The sequence below is a fragment of the Pseudomonas lalkuanensis genome, from assembly GCF_008807375.1.
In the GTDB taxonomy this organism is placed as follows: Bacteria; Pseudomonadota; Gammaproteobacteria; order Pseudomonadales; family Pseudomonadaceae; genus Metapseudomonas; species Metapseudomonas lalkuanensis.
In genome coordinates, this window is record NZ_CP043311.1 from 2,508,471 (window position 1) to 2,529,725 (window position 21,255).

General features: G+C 65.6%; 16 protein-coding genes. 11 read left to right on the top strand and 5 right to left on the bottom strand.

Translation table 11 applies throughout. From position 1 onward, the window contains the following. Positions 1 to 62 precede the first annotated feature (62 nt). From FXN65_RS11820 to FXN65_RS11840, 5 genes are all read left to right on the top strand, one after another. Positions 63 to 1,682, top strand: a complete 1,620-nt coding sequence (locus FXN65_RS11820) for an acyl-CoA synthetase (protein ID WP_151133383.1) — start codon at positions 63 to 65, stop codon at positions 1,680 to 1,682. Between the two features lie 17 nt (positions 1,683 to 1,699). Then, the gene (locus tag FXN65_RS11825) at positions 1,700 to 2,467 is read left to right on the top strand and encodes a 3-hydroxyacyl-CoA dehydrogenase (protein ID WP_151133384.1); all 768 of its coding nucleotides are present in this window, start codon (positions 1,700 to 1,702) and stop codon (positions 2,465 to 2,467) included. Positions 2,468 to 2,477: 10 nt separating this feature from the next. Beyond that, complete coding sequence (locus tag FXN65_RS11830) at positions 2,478 to 3,665, top strand: acetyl-CoA C-acyltransferase (RefSeq protein WP_151133385.1); 1,188 nt, start codon at positions 2,478 to 2,480, stop codon at positions 3,663 to 3,665. Positions 3,666 to 3,675: 10 nt separating this feature from the next. Continuing rightward, positions 3,676 to 4,803 carry an acyl-CoA dehydrogenase family protein gene (locus tag FXN65_RS11835; RefSeq protein WP_151133386.1) on the top strand — a complete coding sequence of 376 codons (1,128 nt, stop codon included), beginning with the start codon at positions 3,676 to 3,678 and terminating at the stop codon, positions 4,801 to 4,803. A gap of 113 nt (positions 4,804 to 4,916) precedes the next feature. Beyond that, on the top strand, positions 4,917 to 5,687 hold the full coding sequence (locus FXN65_RS11840) for an enoyl-CoA hydratase-related protein (RefSeq protein ID WP_151133387.1): 771 nt from the start codon (positions 4,917 to 4,919) through the stop codon (positions 5,685 to 5,687). Positions 5,688 to 5,845: 158 nt separating this feature from the next. Here the strand turns inward: FXN65_RS11840 and FXN65_RS11845 are convergent, their stop codons facing one another. Then, positions 5,846 to 6,769 carry a LysR family transcriptional regulator gene (locus FXN65_RS11845; RefSeq protein WP_151133388.1) on the bottom strand — a complete coding sequence of 308 codons (924 nt, stop codon included), beginning with the start codon at positions 6,767 to 6,769 and terminating at the stop codon, positions 5,846 to 5,848. 152 nt (positions 6,770 to 6,921) lie between these two features. Here FXN65_RS11845 and FXN65_RS11850 point away from each other — a divergent pair, with 152 nt between their 5' ends. Further along, positions 6,922 to 8,151 (top strand): acyl-CoA dehydrogenase, encoded by a 1,230-nt coding sequence (locus FXN65_RS11850; RefSeq protein WP_151133389.1) that lies wholly within the window; start codon positions 6,922 to 6,924, stop codon positions 8,149 to 8,151. 106 nt (positions 8,152 to 8,257) lie between these two features. Here the strand turns inward: FXN65_RS11850 and FXN65_RS27875 are convergent, their stop codons facing one another. Both FXN65_RS27875 and FXN65_RS11855 read right to left on the bottom strand, forming a co-directional pair. Continuing rightward, positions 8,258 to 8,434 (bottom strand): hypothetical protein, encoded by a 177-nt coding sequence (locus FXN65_RS27875; RefSeq protein WP_178119312.1) that lies wholly within the window; start codon positions 8,432 to 8,434, stop codon positions 8,258 to 8,260. Then, on the bottom strand, positions 8,427 to 9,437 hold the full coding sequence (locus tag FXN65_RS11855) for a TerC family protein (protein ID WP_151133390.1): 1,011 nt from the start codon (positions 9,435 to 9,437) through the stop codon (positions 8,427 to 8,429). Before FXN65_RS11855 ends, FXN65_RS27875 begins: the two co-directional genes overlap by 8 nt. A gap of 347 nt (positions 9,438 to 9,784) precedes the next feature. Between FXN65_RS11855 and FXN65_RS11860 the strand changes: the two genes are divergently transcribed. Then, complete coding sequence (locus FXN65_RS11860) at positions 9,785 to 12,010, top strand: TonB-dependent siderophore receptor (protein WP_244620724.1); 2,226 nt, start codon at positions 9,785 to 9,787, stop codon at positions 12,008 to 12,010. A 115-nt stretch (positions 12,011 to 12,125) separates the two neighbouring features. Here the strand turns inward: FXN65_RS11860 and FXN65_RS11865 are convergent, their stop codons facing one another. Further along, complete coding sequence (locus FXN65_RS11865) at positions 12,126 to 13,493, bottom strand: substrate-binding domain-containing protein (RefSeq protein ID WP_151133391.1); 1,368 nt, start codon at positions 13,491 to 13,493, stop codon at positions 12,126 to 12,128. A 250-nt stretch (positions 13,494 to 13,743) separates the two neighbouring features. Between FXN65_RS11865 and FXN65_RS11870 the strand changes: the two genes are divergently transcribed. After that, positions 13,744 to 14,073, top strand: a complete 330-nt coding sequence (locus tag FXN65_RS11870; protein ID WP_151133392.1) for a YegP family protein — start codon at positions 13,744 to 13,746, stop codon at positions 14,071 to 14,073. Between the two features lie 75 nt (positions 14,074 to 14,148). Here FXN65_RS11870 and xthA read toward each other — a convergent pair whose 3' ends face one another. After that, positions 14,149 to 14,961, bottom strand: a complete 813-nt coding sequence (gene xthA / locus FXN65_RS11875) for an exodeoxyribonuclease III (RefSeq protein WP_151133393.1) — start codon at positions 14,959 to 14,961, stop codon at positions 14,149 to 14,151. Positions 14,962 to 15,093: 132 nt separating this feature from the next. Between xthA and FXN65_RS11880 the strand changes: the two genes are divergently transcribed. The 3 genes from FXN65_RS11880 to FXN65_RS11890 are packed head-to-tail and all read left to right on the top strand — an operon-like array spanning position 15,094 to position 21,170. Further along, positions 15,094 to 15,747 carry a GNAT family N-acetyltransferase gene (locus FXN65_RS11880; RefSeq protein WP_151133394.1) on the top strand — a complete coding sequence of 218 codons (654 nt, stop codon included), beginning with the start codon at positions 15,094 to 15,096 and terminating at the stop codon, positions 15,745 to 15,747. Between the two features lie 48 nt (positions 15,748 to 15,795). Further along, positions 15,796 to 17,526 (top strand): autotransporter assembly complex protein TamA, encoded by a 1,731-nt coding sequence (locus tag FXN65_RS11885; RefSeq protein ID WP_178119313.1) that lies wholly within the window; start codon positions 15,796 to 15,798, stop codon positions 17,524 to 17,526. Beyond that, entirely contained in the window at positions 17,523 to 21,170 is a 3,648-nt protein-coding gene (locus FXN65_RS11890; protein ID WP_151133396.1) for a translocation/assembly module TamB domain-containing protein, read from the top strand. The genes FXN65_RS11885 and FXN65_RS11890 overlap by 4 nt, the downstream gene beginning before the upstream one ends. The last annotated feature ends 85 nt before the right edge of the window (positions 21,171 to 21,255 follow it).

The following is a 21,255-nucleotide window of genomic DNA, read 5'->3' on the forward strand; positions in this document are numbered from 1 at the left end:
GCCACGGGCCCCTGGCGCGACCATCCCGGTACTCCAACAAAAACAACCTGGGAGTCCACCCGATGCGCGACTACTTCACCGCTGCCCACGAGTTCGACTACGCCAGCGCCGCGTCCACCACCCTGGCGGGCAATCTCGATGCCCTGAACGCCTGTGTCGAATGCTGCGACCGCCATGTCGAGCCAGGCCGCGTCGCGCTGGTCTGGGAGGGGCGCAATGGCGAGCAGGCCACCTGGACCTTCGCCCAGCTCAAGGACGCGTCGGCGCGCTTTGCCAACCTGCTGCAAGCCCGTGGCGTCAAGCCCGGCGATTGCGTCTCGGGCATGCTCCCGCGTACCCCGGAACTGTTGATCACCATCCTCGGCACCTGGCGTGCCGGTGCCGTCTACCAGCCGCTGTTCACCGCCTTCGGGCCCAAGGCCATTGAGCACCGGGTGCAGGGCGCCGGTTCGAAACTGGTAGTCACCGACCTCACCAACCGCAGCAAGCTGGATGAAGTGGAAGGGGTGCCGCCGGTGCTGACGGTGGGTGATGACTTCTGGGCCGAGCTGGAGCGCCAGCCGGACCGATTCGAGCCGGTGCTGCGCAAGGCCTCCGATCCCTTCCTGCTGATGTTCACCTCGGGCACCACGGGTCTTGCCAAGCCGCTGGCCGTGCCGCTGAAGGCCATAGTCGCCTTCGTCAGCTACATGCGTGACGCGGTCGACCTGCGCCCGGACGACAAGTTCTGGAACCTGGCTGATCCGGGCTGGGCCTACGGCCTGTACTACGCCGTGACCGGTCCGCTCGCCATGGGCCATGCCACCACCTTCTACGAGGGCGGTTTCACGGTGGAGAGCACCTGCCGCATCATCCGCGAATACGGCATCACCAACCTGGCCGGCTCGCCCACCGCCTACCGCCTGCTACTGGCCGCCCGGGACGAGGTGGAGGCCGCCATCAAGGGCAACCTGCGCGCCGTCAGTAGTGCCGGCGAGCCCCTGACCCCGGAGGTCATCCGCTGGTTCGGCGAGGGCCTTGGCTGCACCATCCACGACCACTACGGGCAGACCGAACTGGGCATGGTGCTGTGCAACCACCATGCGCTGGAGCACCCGGTGCGCCTGGGCGCTGCCGGCTTCGCCATGCCCGGCCATCGCGTGGTGGTGCTGGACGAACAGCACCGCGAGCTGCCCGCCGGCCAGCCCGGCATCCTCGCCCTGGACATGCCGCGCTCGCCGCTGTTCTGGTTCCCCGGTTATCAGGGCATGGCCACCAAGGCCTTCGTCGGTGACTACTATCTGAGTGGTGACACCGTGGAACTGAACGAGGACGGCAGCATCAGCTTCGTCGGTCGCGCCGACGATGTGATCACCACCTCCGGCTACCGCGTCGGCCCCTTCGATGTGGAGAGCGCGCTGATCGAGCATCCGGCGGTAATCGAAGCCGCAGTGATCGGCAAGCCCGACCCGGAGCGTACCGAACTGGTCAAGGCCTTCGTGGTGCTGCATGGCGGCCACAGCGCCAACCCCGAACTGGCCGAAGCACTGCAGCAGTACGTGCGCAAGCGCCTTTCCGCCCATTCCTATCCGCGCGAAATCGAGTTCGTCGCGGAATTGCCCAAGACCCCGAGCGGCAAGATCCAGCGTTTCCTCCTGCGTAACCAGGAGATCGCCAAGGCCCAGGCGGCCGCCGCTCACTGATCCGAAGGAGTACAACCGTGCGTATCGAGAATTCCGTTTTCCTGGTGACCGGCGGCAGTTCCGGCCTTGGCCTGGCCACGGCCCGCGAACTGGTGGGGCAGGGCGGCAAGGTGGTGCTGGTGGACATCAACGCCGAAGCCGGCAACGCCCGCGCCGAAGAACTGGGCGCCAATGCCCGCTTCGTGAAAGCCGACATCACCCGTGAAGAAGACGCCCGCGCTGCCGTGTCCGCCGCAGTAGAAATCTTTGGCGGCCTGCACGGGCTGGTCAATTGCGCTGGCGTCGCGCCGGCCGAGAAGGTCATCGGCCGCAACGGCGCCCACGGCCTGGACAGCTTCGCCCGCACCATCAGCATCAACCTGGTCGGCAGCTTCAACATGCTGCGACTGGCCGCCGAGGCCATGTCCCAGGGGCAGCCCAACGAAGAGGGCGAGCGCGGGGTGATCATCAACACCGCCTCGGTCGCGGCCTTCGACGGCCAGATCGGCCAAGCCGCTTATTCCGCTTCCAAGAGCGGTGTGGTTGGCATGACCCTGCCTGTTGCCCGCGAACTGGCACGCCACGGCATCCGCGTGATGTGCATTGCCCCCGGCATCTTCGAAACCCCGATGATGGCCGGCATGCCCCAGGAAGTGCGTGACTCCCTCGGTGCTGCCGTGCCCTTCCCGCCGCGCCTTGGCCGTCCGGCCGAGTACGCCGCTCTGGTCCGCCACATCGTCGAGAACGCCATGCTCAATGGCGAAGTGATTCGCCTCGATGGCGCTATCCGTATGGCCGCAAAGTAAGGAGGACGCCATGAACAAGGATTCCATCGTTATCGTCAGTGCTGCCCGTACCGCCATGGGCGGCTTCCTCGGCGACTTCAAGGACATGACCGCCGCGCAACTGGGTGCGGCCGCCAACCGTGCCGTGCTGGAACGCGCGGGCGTTCCGGGCGACGCCGTGGACGAGGTCATCATGGGCTGCGTGCTGCAGGCCGGCCAGGGCCAGGCTCCGGCGCGCCAGTCCGCACTCGGCGCGGGCCTGCCCCAGGGCGTGGTCTGCTCCACGGTGAACAAGATGTGCGGCTCGGGCATGAAGACCGTAATGCTCGCCCATGACCTGCTGCGTGCCGGCAGTGCCGATGTGGTCCTGGCCGGGGGCATGGAGAGCATGTCCAACGCGCCCTACCTGCTGGAGCGCGCCCGTTCCGGCTACCGCATGGGCCACGGCAAGGTGCTGGACCACATGTTCCTCGACGGCCTGGAAGACGCCTACGACAAGGGCCGCCTGATGGGCACCTTCGCCGAGGATTGTGCCCAGGCCTATGGCTTCACCCGCGAGCAGCAGGACGCTTTCGCCATTGCCTCCCTGACCCGCGCGCAGAAAGCCATGGCCGACGGCCGCTTCGCTGCCGAGATCGTTCCCGTGGAGGCGAAATCCGGCCGCGAGGTGGTGACCATCAGCCAGGACGAGCAGCCACCGAAGGCGCGCCTGGAGAAGATTCCCACCCTCAAGCCGGCGTTCCGCGAGGGCGGCACCGTCACCGCGGCCAACTCCAGTTCCATTTCCGACGGCGCGGCATCCCTGCTACTGATGCGTCTGGAGGAAGCGGAAAAGCGCGGCCTGAAGCCGCTGGCCCAGATTGCCGGCCATGCCTCCTTCGCCCAGGCGCCGAACCTCTTCACCACTGCACCGGTGGGTTCCATCCAGCGCCTGCTGGCCCGCACCGGCTGGAGCCTGGGCGAGGTGGACCTGTTCGAAGTGAACGAAGCCTTCGCTGTGGTGCCCATGGTCGCCATGCGTGACCTGGACATCTCCCACGACAGGATCAACGTCCACGGCGGCGCCTGCGCCCTGGGCCACCCCATCGGCGCCTCCGGCGCGCGGGTGCTGGTGACCCTGCTCAATGCGCTGTCCCAGTACGACCTGAAGCGTGGCGTGGCGTCGGTGTGCATCGGTGGCGGCGAGGCCACTGCTGTCGCTATCGAACTCATCAAGTGAGGGCTGGGCGATGATCCCGAACGAAGACGAAATCCAGATCCGCGACATGGCGCGGCAGTTCGCCCAGGAGCGCCTGAAGCCTTTCGCCGCTGACTGGGACCGCGAACATCGCTTCCCCGCCGAGGCCATCCGCGAGATGGCGCAGCTGGGCTTCCTCGGCATGCTGGTGCCGGAAGAATGGGGCGGTGCGGCCACCGGCCACCTGGCCTATGCCATGGCGCTGGAAGAGATCGCCGCCGGCGACGGCGCCTGCTCCACCATCATGAGCGTGCACAATTCGGTGGGCTGCATGCCCATCCTCAAGTACGGCAGCCAGGAGCAGAAGGAGCGCTTCCTGCGTCCGCTGGCCACGGGTGAGATGATCGGCGCCTTCGCCCTCACTGAACCCCAGGCCGGATCGGATGCCAGCGACCTGCGCACCCGCGCCCGCCGCGACGGCGACCACTACGTATTGAACGGTGCCAAGCAGTTCATCACCTCGGGCAGCCATGCGGGAATGGTGATCGTCTTCGCCGTGACTGATCCGCAGGCCGGCAAGAAGGGCATCAGCGCCTTCATCGTGCCCACCGATACCCCCGGCTATCAGGTGGTGCGGGTGGAGGACAAGCTCGGCCAGCACGCCTCCGATACCTGCCAGATCCAACTGGATGATGTGCGTATCTCGGCGTCCCTGCGTCTGGGTGAGGAGGGCGATGGCTACCGCATCGCCCTGTCCAACCTGGAGGGCGGGCGCATCGGCATCGCCGCGCAGTCCGTCGGCATGGCCCGCGCGGCCTTCGAGGCGGCGCGGGACTACGCCCACGAGCGCAAGACCTTCGGCAAGCCGATCATCGAGCACCAGGCAGTGTCTTTCCGCCTGGCCGACATGGCGACCCGGATCGCCGTGGCGCGGCAGATGGTTCACCACGCCGCCAGCCTGCGCGAGGCCGGCATGCCCTGCCTGACCGAGGCGTCCATGGCCAAGCTGTTCGCCTCGGAAATGGCCGAGAAGGTCTGTTCGGCGGCCATCCAGACCCTCGGCGGCTACGGCTACCTGAAGGACTTCCCGGTGGAGCGCATCTACCGTGACGTGCGGGTGTGCCAGATCTATGAAGGCACCTCGGATGTGCAGCGGATGGTGATTGCCCGCAGCCTCTGATTTTTCGCGAATGAATTCGCTCCCACAGCCGAGGTAATGGCGACCCTCGTGGGAGCGATTTCAATCGCGATTGCAGGCCGCAGGCCTGCCCATCCCATTTGAAGGAATTCTCCATGACCTACCAGACCCTGCTGGTGGAGCAGGCCGGCGCTGTCGGCCTGGTCACCCTCAATCGCCCCGAAGCCCTGAACGCCATCAACACCCAGCTCATCGATGAGCTGAACCAGGTACTCGACGGATTCGAGCGGGACGCTGCCATCGGCTGCGTGCTGATCACTGGCTCCGCCAAGGCCTTCGCCGCCGGCGCCGATGTGAAGGAAATGGCGCCGCTGTGCTTCCCCGGCACCTATCTGGACGACTTCCTCGGCCGCTGGGACCGCGTGGCGCAGCGGCGCAAGCCGATCATAGCCGCCGTGGCCGGCCACGCCCTGGGCGGCGGTTTCGAACTGGCGCTGATGTGCGACTTCATCATCGCTGCCGACACGGCACGCTTCGGCCTGCCGGAAGTGAAGCTGGGGGTGATTCCGGGTGCGGGCGGCGTCCAGCGCCTGACCCGGCTTGTCGGCCGCGCCAAGGCCATGGAAATGCTCCTGAGCGGACGCAGCATGGATGCCACCGAGGCCGAGCGTTGCGGTGTGGTGGCGCGGGTAGTGCCCGCCGCCGAATTGCTGGAGGAAGCCATGGACAGCGCCAGCCGCATCGCCGGGCAGTCGCGCACGGCGGTGATGATGCTCAAGGAGTGCGTGAATCGGGTGGATGACGGATCGCTGGGCGAGGGGCTGCGCTTTGAGCGGCGGATGTTCCAGGCGGTGTTCGCCACGCCGGATCAGAAGGAAGGCATGGGGGCCTTCATCGAGAAGAGGAAGCCGGTGTTCGGGCGGTAGTCGGAATGTAGTCTGTGGATGCAGATTCACTGTGGGAGCGAATTCATTCGCGAGTGGGCTGAGTAGCGGCCCTTGATGGGTGGCAAGCTAGCCCTTCGGACTGCAATCGCGATTGAAATCGTTCCCACAACATCGGGATGGCGATCATTCCGTAGAAATCACGCCCGCTCCTTCTGCTCCTGCGCCATCACTTGCTGGCAGATCTCGATGATCTGCTCGCGCATCCAGCGGTTGGCCGGGTCCTGGTCGGTGCTTTCGTGCCAGTAAAGGTGGGTTTCCAGGGCAGGAACGTCGTGCACCGGCAGGTCCACGTAATGCAGGTCCTGGCGGCGGGCGAAGCGTTCTGGAACGGTGATGGCGAGGTCGGTGCCGTGCAATACGGTGGATGCCATCAGATAGTGCTGCGAGCGCAGGGTCACCTTGCGCTGGATGCCCATCTTGCCCAGCGACAGGTCCACATAGCCCAGGCCGCTGCGGCGGCTGGAGATGTGGATGTGGGACAGCGACAGGTATTCGTCCAGGGTGATCTTGTCCTTGGCCAATGGGTGTCCACGACGCATGGCGCAGACGTAGCGGTCTTCCAACAGCTTGACGTGGCGCACCTGCGGGTCGGTGTTGAGCGGGGCATCCACGGCGAAGTCCAGGCGGCCGGCGGCCAGCTCCTTGGTGGTTTCGCGGCGCTTGGCCAGGAAACTCTCGATCTGCACGGTCGGCGCCAGGCGGCGCAGGCGCTGGAACAGCGGCGGCAGGATCACCGTTTCGGTGAGGTCGGTCATGCTGATGCGGTAGGTCTTGTTCGCCTGCGCCGGATTGAAGGTGCGGCTTTCCTGTACCGAAACCCGCAGCAGCTGCAGGGCGTTGCGCACCGGCCCGATGATGTTCTGCGCCATGGGCGTGGGCACCATGCCCTGGGCGGTACGCACGAACAGCGGATCGTTGAAGGTCTCGCGCAGGCGGGCGAGGGCGTTGGAGACGGCAGGCTGGGTAATGCCGACGATCTGGCCGGCGCGGGTCAGGTTGGCCTCGGTATAGATGGCGTCGAAGACGATGAAGAGGTTGAGGTCTACCTTGTTCAGATTCATGCCGGACGTGCTCCTGAAAGTTGTTTTTATCAGCGGATCATATATCGGTGATGAATGTTCATAGATGCCGAAAATAGACTAGGGAAATCTTACGCCCTGTTCTAGCATCCTTACCAGACCTCACTAACAGCCCCGCAAAAAGGTAGCCCCGCATGGATTTCGCCTATTCCCCGAAGGTCCAGGAACTGCGTGAACGTGTCACCGCATTCATGGACGCCTATGTCTACCCGGCCGAGCCGGTATTCGAGCAGCAGGTTGCCGAGGGCGACCGCTGGCAGCCCACCGCGATCATGGAAGAGCTGAAGGCCAAGGCGAAGGCGGAAGGGCTGTGGAACCTGTTCCTGCCGGAATCCGAGCTGGGCGCCGGCCTGACCAACATGGAATACGCGCCGCTGGCCGAGATCATGGGCCGTTCCCTGCTGGGTCCGGAGCCGTTCAACTGCTCCGCGCCGGACACCGGCAACATGGAAGTACTGGTGCGCTATGGCAACGAAGAGCAGAAGCGCCAGTGGCTGGAACCGCTGCTGCGCGGCGAGATCCGCTCGGCCTTCGCCATGACCGAGCCGGGCGTGGCGTCTTCCGATGCCACCAACATGGAAGCCCGCGCCGTGCGCCAGGGTGACGAGTGGGTCATCAACGGCCGCAAGTGGTGGACCTCCGGCGCCTGCGACCCGCGCTGCAAGGTGATGATCTTCATGGGCCTGTCCAACCCGGACGCGCCGCGCCACCAGCAGCACTCGATGATCCTGGTGCCCACCGACGCACCCGGCGTGAAGATCCTGCGTCCGCTGCCGGTATTCGGCTATGACGACGCCCCCCACGGCCACGCCGAAGTGGTGTTCGAGAACGTGCGTGTGCCCTACGAGAACGTGCTGCTCGGCGAGGGCCGTGGCTTCGAGATCGCCCAGGGTCGCCTCGGCCCGGGCCGTATCCACCACTGCATGCGCTCCATCGGCATGGCCGAGCGCGCCCTGGAACTGATGTGCAAGCGCGCCGTCAGCCGTACCGCCTTTGGTCGTCCGCTGGCTCGTCTGGGTGGTAACGTCGACAAGATCGCCGACTCGCGCATGGAGATCGACATGGCACGCCTGCTGACCCTGAAGGCGGCCTACATGATGGACACCGTCGGCAACAAGGTGGCCAAGAGCGAAATCGCCCAGATCAAGGTCGTGGCACCCAACGTCGCCCTGCGGGTGATCGACCGTGCCATCCAGATCCACGGCGGCGCTGGCGTTTCCAACGACTTCCCGCTGGCCTACATGTACGCCATGCAGCGCACCCTGCGCCTGGCCGACGGCCCGGACGAAGTGCACCGCGCAGCCATCGGCAAGTACGAGATCGGCAAATACGTTCCGAAGGAGATGCTGCGCAGCGGTCAGTGATCGCCACCCATGAAAAAGGCCCGCATTGCGGGCCTTTTTTGTTTCGCCTTGCTGTGGGAGCGATTTCAATCGCGAGTGAATTCGCTCCCACCTGCGCAATGGCCGCCTAGTCCTTCTCGGGCACCGGGTTCCTGGCCTTCCACCAGCCCATCCGCAGGTGCAGCTGGGCGGCGAAGGCGCGGGCGGCCAGCTCTTCCTGAAAGGTCAGGGTGCGATGCCCCAGGCGTACCCGCCAGTAGGTCCGGCCGCTCTTCTCGAAAGGCTCGATAAGGACTTCATCCATGTTTCTCCAGGTCTCCCGTACGTTGGGCCGGACGGTCGCGGGTCTTCAGCAGCGACAGCAGCACACCACCGGCAAGTAGACCGAAGGTTACGCCAAGGGACAGCAGCGGGGGAATCTTGCCGATGAAGCCATGCAGGAAAATCTTGCCGCCGATGAAGATCAGCACCAGGGCCAGGGCGTACTTCAGGTAGACGAAGCGGTGCATCAGCGCCGCCAGGGCGAAGTACAGGGCACGCAGGCCGAGGATGGCGAAGATGTTCGAGGTGTAGACGATGAACGGGTCCTGGGTGATGGCGAAGATCGCCGGAACGCTGTCCACCGCGAACACCAGGTCAGCCAGCTCGATCAGTACCAGAGCCAGGAACAGCGGGGTGGCGTAGAGCAGGGCCTTGCTCTCGCCGGCCTGCTTCAGGCGCACGAAGAAGTGCGAGCCGTGCAGGTCGTCGGTCACGCGGATGTGGCGGCGGACGAACTTCAGCACCGGGTTGTTGGCCAGGTCCGGGTGAGCTTCCTGTTTCGAGAAGAGCATCTTCACACCGGTGAACAGCAGGAAGGCGCCGAACACATAGAGGATCCAGTCGAATTCCTTCACCAGGGCGCTGCCCAGGCCGATCATGATGGCGCGCAGCACCACCACGCCGAGGATGCCCCAGAACAGCACGCGGTGCTGGTAGCGGCGGGGGATGGCGAAGAAGCCGAAGATCATGGCCATGACGAAGACGTTGTCCATGGACAACGACTGCTCGACCAGGAAGCCGGTGTAGAACTCCAGGGCGCTCTGCGCACCCAGCTCGAACCACACCCAGACGCCGAACAGCACGCCGACGCTGAAGTAGCCGCCGTAGAGCAGCAGGCTTTCACGCATCTCGATTTCGTGCTGGTCACGGTGCAGCACGCCGAGGTCGAAGATCAGCAGGGCGAGGACGATTGTGAGGAAGGCAAGCCACAACCAGGTGGCGGTGCCGAGGAAGTCGGCGGTGAGAAATGCATGTAGAGCTGCCATGAGCCCCTCCTTCTGTCGTTGATAAAACGTGACTCCGACATGGCGGCTGGCAAGCCGTCAGAGGGGCCCGGCGTCACAGAAGGAAGCCTAACCGTTGGTCAGGGAAAGGAGGAACGGACCTGCTGTAACAATTCTTTGCCCGTTGTGGGAAATCTCCCGCTGCACGTGTAGGAATGCGTTAAATACACAGGTGCAAATAAGTAGCATTAGATGTTAGATTTCGCACCCGCCGCCGGATGCGATCCCGTCTGCGTGGTCCCCAGGCGCCAGCCAAGAGCGCCGCACAGAAGAACAAGTCCATTGGTTAGCCGGCCAACAAGCAGACAGACCATCCAAGGGGTTTGAGAGTGCAACAGCAGAATGCGTTCAACGCGGCAGGGACGGCTGGGGATGCCGTTGCCGCGCGGCTCACGCGCCATCCGTTATCCATGGCGATCCTGGGGATGACCCTGGCAATGCAGACCGGAATGGTGCTGGCCGAAGAGCAGCAGAGCGGCAAAGGTACGCTGGAAATCGGGGCTACAGCCATTACCGACAACCGCCTGGGGGAGACCACCGAAGGCACGGGCTCCTACACCACCGGCTCGACGCGCACTGCTACCAAGCTGGCGCTTTCGCCCCGCGAGACCCCGCAATCGGTCAGCGTCATCACCCGCCAGCAGATGGATGACCAGGGCCTGACCAATATCGGCGAAGTGCTGTCCAAGACCCCCGGCATCACCGTCAACAAGCTCGACAGCAGCCGCGCCAGCTTCAAGTCCCGCGGCTTCGAGATCGATAACTTCCAGGTCGATGGCATGCCGGCGGCCTTTCGCTTCGGCAACGGCATCGACCAGACCGACATGGTCATCTACGACCGCGTGGAAGTGCTGAAGGGCTCCACGGGCCTGCTCAGCGGTTTCGGCAGCCCGTCGGCCACCGTCAACCTGGTGCGCAAACGCCCGACCCGCGAGTTCTCCGGCTACGTCTCGGCCAGCGCGGGCAGCTGGGATACCTACCGCAGCGAATTCGACATCGGCGGCGCGCTGACCCCCGAAGGCGACGTGCGTGGCCGTCTCGTCTCCGCCTACGAGGACAGTCAGTCCTTCATGGACCACCTGTCCGAGAAGAAGCAGGTGTTCTACGGCATCCTCGAAACCGACATCACCGAGGACACCCTGCTGAGCGCAGGCGTGAGCCGCCAGACCAACCGTCCGGAGGGTTCCTCCTGGGGGCCCTCGACGCCGCTGTTCGACAGCGATGGCAAGCAGTTCCGCTTCTCCCGCTCGTTCAACCCCGGCACCAAGTGGAGCCAGTGGGACAACACCAACGACAACGCCTTCGTGACCCTGGAACAGCGCCTGGCATACGACTGGACGGTGAAGGCGTCGATCACCCGCACCGAGACCGATGCGCCCATCACCCTGGGCTCGGCGGCCAGCGGCAACCCGAATCCGGCGGATGGCAGCGGCATGTCCATCTGGCGTGGCAAGTATCGCTACGAGACCAGCCAGAACGCCTACGATCTCTACGCCAACGGACCTTTCCAGTTGCTGGGCCGGGAGCATGAGCTGGTGGTCGGCCTGTCGCACCGTGACATCGAGTCCACGTCCAGCAACTGGCCGTTCTTCTTCGACAGCGTGTCCGACATCAACGGCTGGACCGGCGACTTCCCCGAGCCCGCCTGGGGCGACCCGATATCCAGGCAGGATGACGAGCTGAAGGAATCCGCGGCCTACCTGGCCGGACGCTTCAAACCCACCGAAGGCCTGTCGGTCATCCTGGGCAGCCGTGTTTCCAACTGGGAGATGGACAGCACCGGGACCAACCTGGTGAGCGGCCAGAGCGGCAAGCTGCAGGACCTCCAGGAAAACGGTGTGGTGGTGCCCTATGCCGGCGTGGTTTACGACCTCGACGATACCTGGTCGGTCTATGCCAGCTACACCAGCATCTTCAAGCCCCACGAAAGCGAAACGGACGCCAGCGGCAAGGCCATCGAGCCGGAAGAGGGCGACGCCTACGAGATGGGCCTGAAGGGGGAGTTCTTCGATTGCCGCCTGAACGCCAGCCTGGCGCTGTTCGAGGTCAAGCAGGACAACCTGGCGGTGGATACCGGTGTCATCGATCCGGTCACCAACCGGAGCGTGTTCCGGGCGGTGCAGGGCGCCAAGACCAAAGGCTTCGAGCTTGAAGTCGCCGGTGAACTGATGCCGGACTGGCAGGTGCAGGGCGGCTACACCCACCGCATCACCCGTGATGGCGACGACGACAAGATCTCCACCACCGAGCCGGAAGACATGTTCCGTCTCTCCACCCACTACCGCCTGCCGGGCCGGTTCAACAAGCTGAGCATCGGCGGTTCGGCCAGCTGGCAGAGCAAGATCTGGACGGACGTGAACCCGCAGCGCTACACCCAGGGCAGCTACTGGGTGCTGGATACAATGGCCAAGTACCAGGTGACCGAGCAGGTTTCCGTCACCCTGAACGGCAACAACCTCACCGACGAGAAGTACTTCAGCAACCTGGGCTTCTACAACGGTGGCTTCTATGGCGATCCGCGCAGCTTCACCCTGACCACCCGCTTCGATTTCTGATGCGGCGAGGCCCCTGTCCCGACCGGGAAAGGGGCCCCTGATTTCCTGTAGGAGCAAGCTTGCTCGCGAAGGGCCTTGCTCGAACTGTTCGCGAGCAGAGCTCGCTCCTACGTTCTCAATACACCCAGACTTCCACCCGACGGTTACGAATCCGTCCCTCTTCGGCCGTGTTGGCTGCCACCGGCAGTTCATCACCCAGACCGGTCACGTCCTTCAGGGTGACGCCGCCCTTGGCCAGTTCGCGGCGTACGGCCATGGCGCGGAGCTTGGACAGGAGTTCGGCACGCTGCGGGTCCGCCTTCGGATCGCCGAAGCCCACCAGCACCACCTTCCGTTGCAGCTTGTCGGCCTGCTTCAGGTAGTCCAGTACCCGCTGCACGTCGCGCAGGGCCTTGTTGTCGAGGTTGGCATTGCCTTCCTGGAAGCGGAAGTTCACCGACAGGCGCTGGGCATTGGTGGCCAGTTCGCGATAGCTCTCCGGCATGTCCTGCTGAACCTGCACCTTGATCGCCTGCACCTGCTGGGCAACGAAGCCGGTCTGGTCGACGATCGCCTGGCCGCGCGGGCTCTGGGCGAAGTGCACCAGGGCCTTGGCCCAGCGGTTCTGCTCGCCCGGCCTGATGTAGAAGAACAGCCGGCGCGACAGCGGGTAGTCCTCGGTGGCGATCAGCTCGGCGCTGGGCGGCATGGTCTGCGAGTCGCCGTCGGCGATGGCCAGGGCGCGGGCCTGGTTGACCGACGCCAGGCCGACGAAGCCGATGCCCTGCGGGTCGCCGCTGACGGCGGCGGAGAGCTTGTCGTTGGACTCGAAGCGCTGGGCGGTGCCGGCCAGGGTCCTGCCCTGGCGGGCCAGCACCAGTTCCTTGAAGGTGTCGTAGGTGCCGGACTGGTCATCCCGGGCGTAGATATGAATGGCGCCGCCTTTGCCGCCGAGCTCTTCCCAGGTCTTCACCTCACCCGCGAAGACCGCGGCCAGTTGCGCGGTAGTCAGGGCACGCAGCGGGTTGTCCGGGTTCAGGATGATGGCCAGGCCGTCGATGGCGATCACCTGTTCGGCCTGATGGCCGCGCAGGTCGCCGAAGGAGGACAGGTCCCGGGATTCCGCGTCCTTGATCGGGCGGGAGGCGGCAGCCAGGTCGGCGCTGCCGTCCTTGAGCGCGGCGAAGCCGGTGGACGAACCGTGGGCCGCGAGTTCCACGCGGACCTCGTTGCCATTGGCATCGTGGGCGAGGATGTGCACCTCGTTCTCGCGATCACCCGGTGTCTGGTGGACGGCGCGCATCCCTTCTTCTTCCAGCATCCCCTTGACCAGGGCTGGCCCAAGCCTGGCGCCCATGGTGTTGGAGCCCTGGATTCGCAGGACGGTTTCGGGCTGGGCGGCGAACACCGACCAGGGGAATGCGTAGCAGATGAAACCGAGCAGCAACATGCTGAGGGTGCGACCCCACAGATCCTTGTCGCTGGCGGTCATGGCGCGCGGCATGGGCAGACACCTTGTTCTGGGTTTGGAGGGAGTCGCGAGATTAAGTCAGTCGGGTGACGGAGATATGACAGGACTGCTCTGTTCTGCGGTTTTCCACGGGCCTAGGAAAATTCCCTTCAGCGAAGGGCCAGGTGCCTTCATGGAACTGAGCCCCGGCTCATCACCTTCGCCTGTAGGGTGGCCGGCCTCTGCAAGCGCTCCCAACGGTGTCTTGCAGCGCATTCCCCGAAACCTGAAGGAGTTTTGTGACATGAGTGGTTGGTATGAGCTGCGCAAGAACAGCAGCGGCACCTGGCGCCTGCGATTGAAAGCGGCCGATGCGCGGACCCTGCTGGACAGTGGCGTGTACCAGGACAGGGCCACCGCGGAAGACGCCATGGCCCTGTTGCGCGAGAACTGCGTGCGTGAGGAACGCTTCGTGCGGCGCATCGATTCAGGCGGCAAGAACTACTTCAAGCTGCGTGCCGCCAACCAGGACGTGATCGTGCGCAGCCATCTGTACGATTCCGAGATCGCCCTGCAGCACGCCATCGAAACCATCATGCGGGTCGGTACGACCCAGCAGGTGAAGGAAGCCTGAGACAGGCACTGAATGAAGAAAGGCCCATCATCGATGGGCCTTTTTCGTGGGGCGGAAACAGCGCCGTGTGGGGCGTCAGGCGAGCTCCAGCCAGATCGGCGCATGGTCCGACGGCTTTTCCATGCCGCGCAGTTCGTAGTCGATACCGGCATCCTTGAGGCGCGCCTGCAGCGGCTGGCTGGCAAGGATCACGTCGATGCGCAGGCCACGCTTGGGCTCGTCCTCGAAGCCACGGCTGCGGTAGTCGAACCAGCTGAAGCGGTCGTTCACTTCCGGATTGAGCTGGCGGAAGCTGTCCACCAGGCCCCAGCTCTTCAGGCGCGCCAGCCATTCGCGCTCTTCTGGCAGGAAGCTGCATTTGCCGGTCTTCAGCCAGCGCTTGCGGTTCTCTTCGCCGATGCCGATGTCGCAGTCTTCCGGCGAGATGTTGATGTCGCCCATCACCACCAGTGGCTGGCTGGGCTGGAACTGCTGCTCCAGGAGGACCTGCAGGTCGGCGTAGAAGCGTTCCTTGGCCGGGAACTTGATGGGGTGATCGCGGCTTTCGCCCTGGGGGAAGTAGCCGTTCATCACGGTCACCGGGTTGCCCTGGGCGTCGGCGAAGGTGCCATAGATGAAGCGGCGCTGGGCGTCTTCGGCGTCACCGGGGAAGCCCTTGGACAGCGCCAGGGGTTCCTGGCGGGAGAGCAGGGCGACTCCGTAGTGGCCTTTCTGCCCGTGGTAGTGCACGTGGTAGCCGAGCTGGCGGATTTCGTCTTCGGGGAACTGCTCGTCGGAGACCTTGGTTTCCTGCAGGCCGATGACGTCCGGCTGGTGCTTGGCGATCAGCGCTTCGAGCTGGTGGGGACGTGCCCGCAGGCCGTTGATATTGAAAGAAACGATCTTCATCGCGAGACATCCTGGCAAAAAGGCGATGCTAGCCCATGGATGACTGGCCGGCCAGCCGCGTGGCTGGTCTGGAGAACTGGTGCTAATTTCCCTTGAGGCCCGATAGAACCCATAACAAATGAGGTGCCGTGAATGCCCGGTTACATCCCTACCGCGCCGGTCGAGGTGCGCATGCTGGACGGCGGTTACGCTCGCGAAGCACGGTCGCTGCTGTATCACGCCTATCGTCACGAACCCACTTTCGCCTATCTGTTCGATGCCGAAAGACCCGGCTACGAGCAGCGGGTGCGCGCAACGGTGCGCGAACTGGTGCAGCAGCATTTCCTGGAGGACCTGCCGGCCATTGGCCTGCTGATCGAAGAGCGCCTGGTGGGTGTCGCCCTGATAGCGCCGCCGCAGCGCCGTCTGGACATCACCGAAAGCTGGGGTTGGCGCCTGCGCATGCTGCTCACCACCGGTTTCCGCTGCACGCGGCGTTACCTCGACTACCACGACGCGGTGCTCGCCTGCCTGCCGCCGGGGCCATATCACGTGCTACCGCTGCTGGGCATCCACCCGGAGTTCCAGGGGCGTCACCTCGGCGAGAAACTGCTGGAGGCCCTGCACAACTGGTGCGCCGAGGACGATGGCTCCCAGGGGGTGGTGCTGGATACCGGCAACGTCCGCTACCTGGAGTTCTACAAGCGCCAGGGTTACGAGGAAGTGGGGGAGGTGGCGCTGGGGCCGGTGGTCGAGCATGTGTTCTTCCACCCCAATCCTCGACCCCTGATGCGTGCCAACCTCTGACAGAGCTTTCTCACGGAATCGCCGGACTGCCGTGCTAGCATGCCGCGCATGAAATACCGCCAAGGATTGCGTGGGCCACTGCTGCTGGGCCTGCTTTGCACGAGTAGTCTGGCGCTGGCCAAGGCCACGCTGGATGTGAAGATCGAACCTGCCAATGCGGCGCTGAAGGCCAATATCGAGGCCTACATCGGCGCCCTTGGCGATCGCAATGAAGAAGCTCTGCGACGTTTCCGGCGCTCCGCCGAGGACCAGGCGCGCCAGGCCGCGAAGGCACTTGGCTACTATCAGGCCGAGATCGACAGCCGCATCGACGGCGGCAAGGACCCCTCCCTGCACCTGCTGGTGGTTCCCGGCGAGCCGGTGCGTCTGCGCAATGTCGTGGTGCGGATCGAAGGCGAAGCCAGTGCCCACAAGGGCTTCCGCGTGCCGCAAAGCAAGGCGCTGATCCAGGGCGCCCAGCTCGACCAGGGCGCCTACGAGGACGCCAAGAAACTGATCCAGAACCAGGCCCTGCGCTACGGCTTCTTCGATGGCCGCTTCACGCGCCAGCGCCTGGACATCGACCCGCGCGCGGGCTTCGCCGATATCGAGCTGGTCTACGACAGTGGCCCGCGCTATAGCCTGGGGGCCGTGAGTTTCGACGGCGACACCCCCTTCGACCCGGATTTGCTGGCGCGGCTGGTGCCGTTCCCGGCCAATACACCGTACGACTCCGACCAGGTCGCCAAGCTCAGCCAGAACCTGCAGGCCAGTGGCTACTTCGATGAAGTGCGGGTGGACGCCAGCCCGGTCAAGGGCGGCGGCCGGGTGATACCGGTCAAGGTCAAGCTGGCGGCGGTGAAGCCGCGTACCGTCGGCCTGGGTGTCGGCTTCTCCACCGACGTGGGCCCGCGTGCCCGCGCCAACTGGACCCGCCACTGGATCAACCCCCAGGGTCATCGCCTGGGCGCGGAAACCGAGGTTTCCCCAGTGCGGCAGAACGTCGGCACCTGGTACGAAATTCCCCTGGACCCGCCGCTGACCGACACGCTGCGCTTCTCCACCGGCCTGCAACGGGAGAATTTGGTGGACGTGGAAAGCCGTCGCTTCACCATCGGGGGGCAATGGCAGTCCAAGCTGCCCAGCGACTGGCAGCGGGTGGTGTCCCTGCGCTGGGAGCAGGAAACCTTCGACTTCGGCGATGGCAGCGACGATGGCCGCAGCAGCTTCCTCATTCCCGGCATCAGCTACGGCGTGACCCGCAGCGACAACAAGCTCGACCCCAATCGCGGCTATTCGCTGCAGTTCGACGTGCGTGGCGCCAAGGAGGGGATCCTCTCCGACACCGACTTCACCTACGCCAGCGCCATGGCCAAGGGGCTCTACACCTTGCCCGGCGGCCATCGTGTGCTGGGCCGGGTCCAGGCCGGCGGCATCGCCACCACCGACTTCGACGCCATTCCGCCGTCCCTGCGCTTCTTCGCCGGTGGCGACCAGAGCGTGCGCGGCTACGACTACCAGACCCTCTCGCCGGAAGACAGCAACGGCAAGAAGGTGGGCGGCCGCTACCTGCTGGTGGGCAGCGCGGAATACCAGTTCCCGATCACCGAGAAGTGGCGCCTGGCGGCCTTCGTCGACCGTGGCAATGCCATGGATTCCCTCAATGCCGCGATGAAGAGCGGCGCCGGCCTGGGCGTGCGCTGGGTTTCGCCGGTGGGGCCGATCCGCCTCGACCTGGCCAAGGCCCTGGATGATCCGGGCGGCTACCGCATCCACTTCTCCATGGGGCCGGAACTGTGAGGCGCGCGCTGAAAGTCGGCCTCGCGGGGCTGGCCGCCGTTCTGGCGGGCGTGGTGGCGATTCCGGCGGTCCTGCTGTTCACGGAAACCGGTGGCCGTTGGTTGCTGGACCAGGTGCCGGGGCTGGCGGTGGAGGGGTTCGACGGCACATTGGGTGGACGCTGGAGCGCCACGCGCCTGAGCTGGCAGCAGGACGGCACCGCCCTGAAGGTGGAGGCGCCGCTGCTGGCGTGGTCACCCGGTTGCCTGCTGCGTCGCACCCTTTGCATCGACGAACTGGCCAGCGACAGCATCCAGCTGGACCTGCCCGCAACCGCTCCCGACGAAGATTCCGGCCCCATCAGCCTGCCTGAGTTGTGCTTGCCCCTGGCGCTGGAGATCGGACAGGTGCGCGTCGGGCGCTTCGTGCTCGATGGCGACGACCAGCTGCAACAACTGGACCTGGTGGCCCACTGGCAGGCAGACGGCCTGCAACTGGAGCGCCTCAGCCTGCGTCGCGATGAACTGGCGTTGGAGCTGCACGGCACCCTGCGTCCTGACGGCGACTGGCCGCTGACGGTGGAAGGCAGCCTGCAACTGCCGGCGCCCGGCGAGATGCCCTGGAAGCTGGCGCTGAAAGCCGACGGTGACCTGCAAGGCACGCTCAAGCTCCAGGCCGACAGCAGCGGCTATCTCGACGGCCGTCTGAATGGCGAGTTGCACCCCCTGGCGGAAAACCTGCCGGCCAGCGCCACGCTGCGGGCCGACGGCTTCAAGGCCAGCGCCGACCTGCCGGAAACGCTGACCCTCAATCAGGTGGAACTGAGCGCCAAGGGCGACCTCAAGGAGGGTTACACGGTCCAGGGCAAGGCCGGCCTACCGGGGGACGGTGGCGTGGTAACGCTGGACCTGGCGGGCCGCGTCGATGCCCGCGGTGCGGATATCCAGCAGCTCCTGCTCACCGGCGATCCGCAGCAGACCCTGGCGGTGCAGGGCCGCGTCGACTGGCAGCAGGCGCTCGCCATCGACAGCCGCCTGCAGTGGCGCGACTTCCCCTGGCAACGGCTGTTCCCCCAGGAGCAGCCACCGCCGGTGGACATGCGGCAACTGGATGCCGAAGTGCGCTACGCCGAGTCACGCTACGAAGGCCGCTTCGACGCCAGGCTCGAGGGCCCGGCCGGTGATTTCAGCCTCGGCAGCCCGGTGGCGGGCGACCTGGCCAGCGTCACCCTGGCCGACCTGCAACTGAAGGCGGGGCAGGGCAAGGCCGAAGGCCAGGTGAAGATCGATTTCGCCAATGGTGTCGGCTGGGACAGCCAACTTGCCCTGCGTGACCTGGACCCTTCCTTCTGGCTCGCCGAACTGCCGGGAGCCCTCGCCGGCAAGCTGCAATCCCGGGGCGCCTGGCGGGACCAGCGGCTGGAGTTGAACGCCGACCTTGACCTCAAGGGCCAGCTGCGTGGCCAGCCCGCGTTGCTCCAGGCCAGGGCCGAGGGTGCAGGCGAGCGCTGGCTGCTCAATGCCCTGCACGTGCGCCTGGGGGACAACCGGATCGAAGGGCGGGGGCAACTGGACCACAAGCTCAGCGGTCATCTCGACCTGGCCCTGAACCGCCTGGGCCAGCTCTGGCCGAAGCTGTTCGGCAAGGCCCAGGGGCGCCTCGACCTCGCCGGTACCCTGCAGGCACCGCAAGGCAAGCTGGCGCTGACCGGCGAGCGCATGGGGCAGGGCGACAACCGCCTCGACCGCCTGAAGCTGGTTGCACAACTCGATGCCGCCCAGCGCGGCCGTGTGCAAGTGCAGGTGGACGGCCTGGCAGCCGGTGACAACGAGTTCGGCACGCTGACCGCCGAAGGTTCCGGTGACCGCGTGCGCCAGCAGCTGGAACTCAATCTCAAGGGGCCGATGCTCGACCTGTTGCTGGCGCTGGACGGCAAGCTGGACGCCGGAAACTGGCGCGGGCGGCTGGCGCGCGGCGAAATCCAGGCAGGCGGCCAGGACTGGCGCCTGGAAGCGCCGGCGCGGCTGGAGCGGCTGGCCGATGGCAAGCTCAACTTCGGCGCCCATTGCTGGCGTGCCGGGCAGGCGAGCCTGTGCGGTGGCGAACAGCGCCTGATGCCCGAGCCGAAACTGGACTACCGCCTGCGCGACTTCCCCCTGGCCAGCCTGGCACGCTGGCTGCCGGAAGATTTCGCCTGGCAGGGCGAACTGAATGCCGACCTCAAGCTCGACCTGCCGGCCAGCGGCCCCAATGGCCGCATCACCGTGGACGCCGGCAGGGGCGTACTGCGCCTGAAGGAAGAAGACCGCTGGCTCGACTTTCCCTACCAGCGCCTGTCGCTGGACAGCACCCTGCGCCCGCAACGCATCGACAGCCAGCTGAGCTTCCAGGGACAGGGTCTGGGCGAGCTGCAACTGGACGCGCGAATCGATCCGCGCCCGGCGAACAAGCCGCTGTCCGGGCAGTTCCGTCTGGATGGACTGGACCTCGCCGTACTGCGTCCCTTCGTGCCCAGGGTGGAAACCCTGGAAGGCCGCCTGCAGGGCGCCGGCAGCCTGAGCGGTACCCTGCAGGCCCCTTACGTGCTGGGCAACCTGCGCCTGGCCGATGGCCGCATTGGTGGCGGCGACTTGCCGATGAGCTTCGATGCGCTGGGCCTGGACGCGCGCATTGCCGGCGAGAGCCTGGAGCTGACTGGTCAATGGCGCAGCGGCGAACAGGGGCAGGGCAGCCTGTCCGGCAACCTGGCCTGGGCCAAGGGGATCGATGTCGACCTGGAACTGCGTGGATCGCGCCTGCCGCTGGTGGTGGAGCCCTACGCCAACCTGGAAGTGGAGCCGGACCTGCGCATCGGTCTTGCCGGCGAGCGTCTGGCGGTGACCGGCAAGGTGCAGGTGCCGCGCGGCAAGATCAAGGTCCGCGAGCTGCCGCCCCAGGCGGTCAAGGTCTCCCCGGACGCTCGCGTGGTGGGTGAGCAGGACGAGGAACAGCAGCCCCTGCAAATGGCCATGAATGTGGACGTGGAAGTCGGCCAGGACCGTCTGCAGTTTTCCGGCTTCGGCCTGACCGCCGACCTCCTGGGCCATCTCAAGGTCGGCGACAACCTCACCGGCAACGGCGAACTGGTGCTGAAGAATGGCCGCTACCGCGCCTATGGCCAGCGCCTCGACCTGCGCCGCGCACGCCTGCTGTTCGCCGGCCCGCTGGACCAGCCGTACCTGGATGTGGAGGCCGTGCGCAATGTGGGTGACGTCACCGCCGGCCTGCGCCTGAACGGCCGCGCCGACGAGCCGAGCACCGAAGTCTTCTCCAACCCGGCCATGAGCCAGGAACAGGCGCTGTCCTACCTGATCCTCGGCCGCCCGCTGAACAGCAGCGAAGGCGACGGCAATGCCGTGGGCCGCGCGGCGCTGGCCATGGGCCTGTCCGGCAGCGCGCCGCTGACCAGCGAACTGGCCCAGCGACTCGGCCTCAAGGACCTGCAGCTCGACGATGACGGAGCGACGGGCCAGATTACCGAGCGCCTGAGCATTCGCTATGGCCTCGGTGTGGTCGACTCCACCAGCGTCGTCGCGCTGCGCTACGAACTGACCAAACGCCTCTACCTCGAAGCCGCGAGCGGCCTGGCCAGCTCCCTGGACCTGTTCTACAAGCGGGACTTCTAAGCGCGCATGCCTTGTGGGCGCGAATTCATTCGCGATTGAAATCGCCTGTATGGCGTAGGGTGGACCACGCTTCACCGGCCCTGCC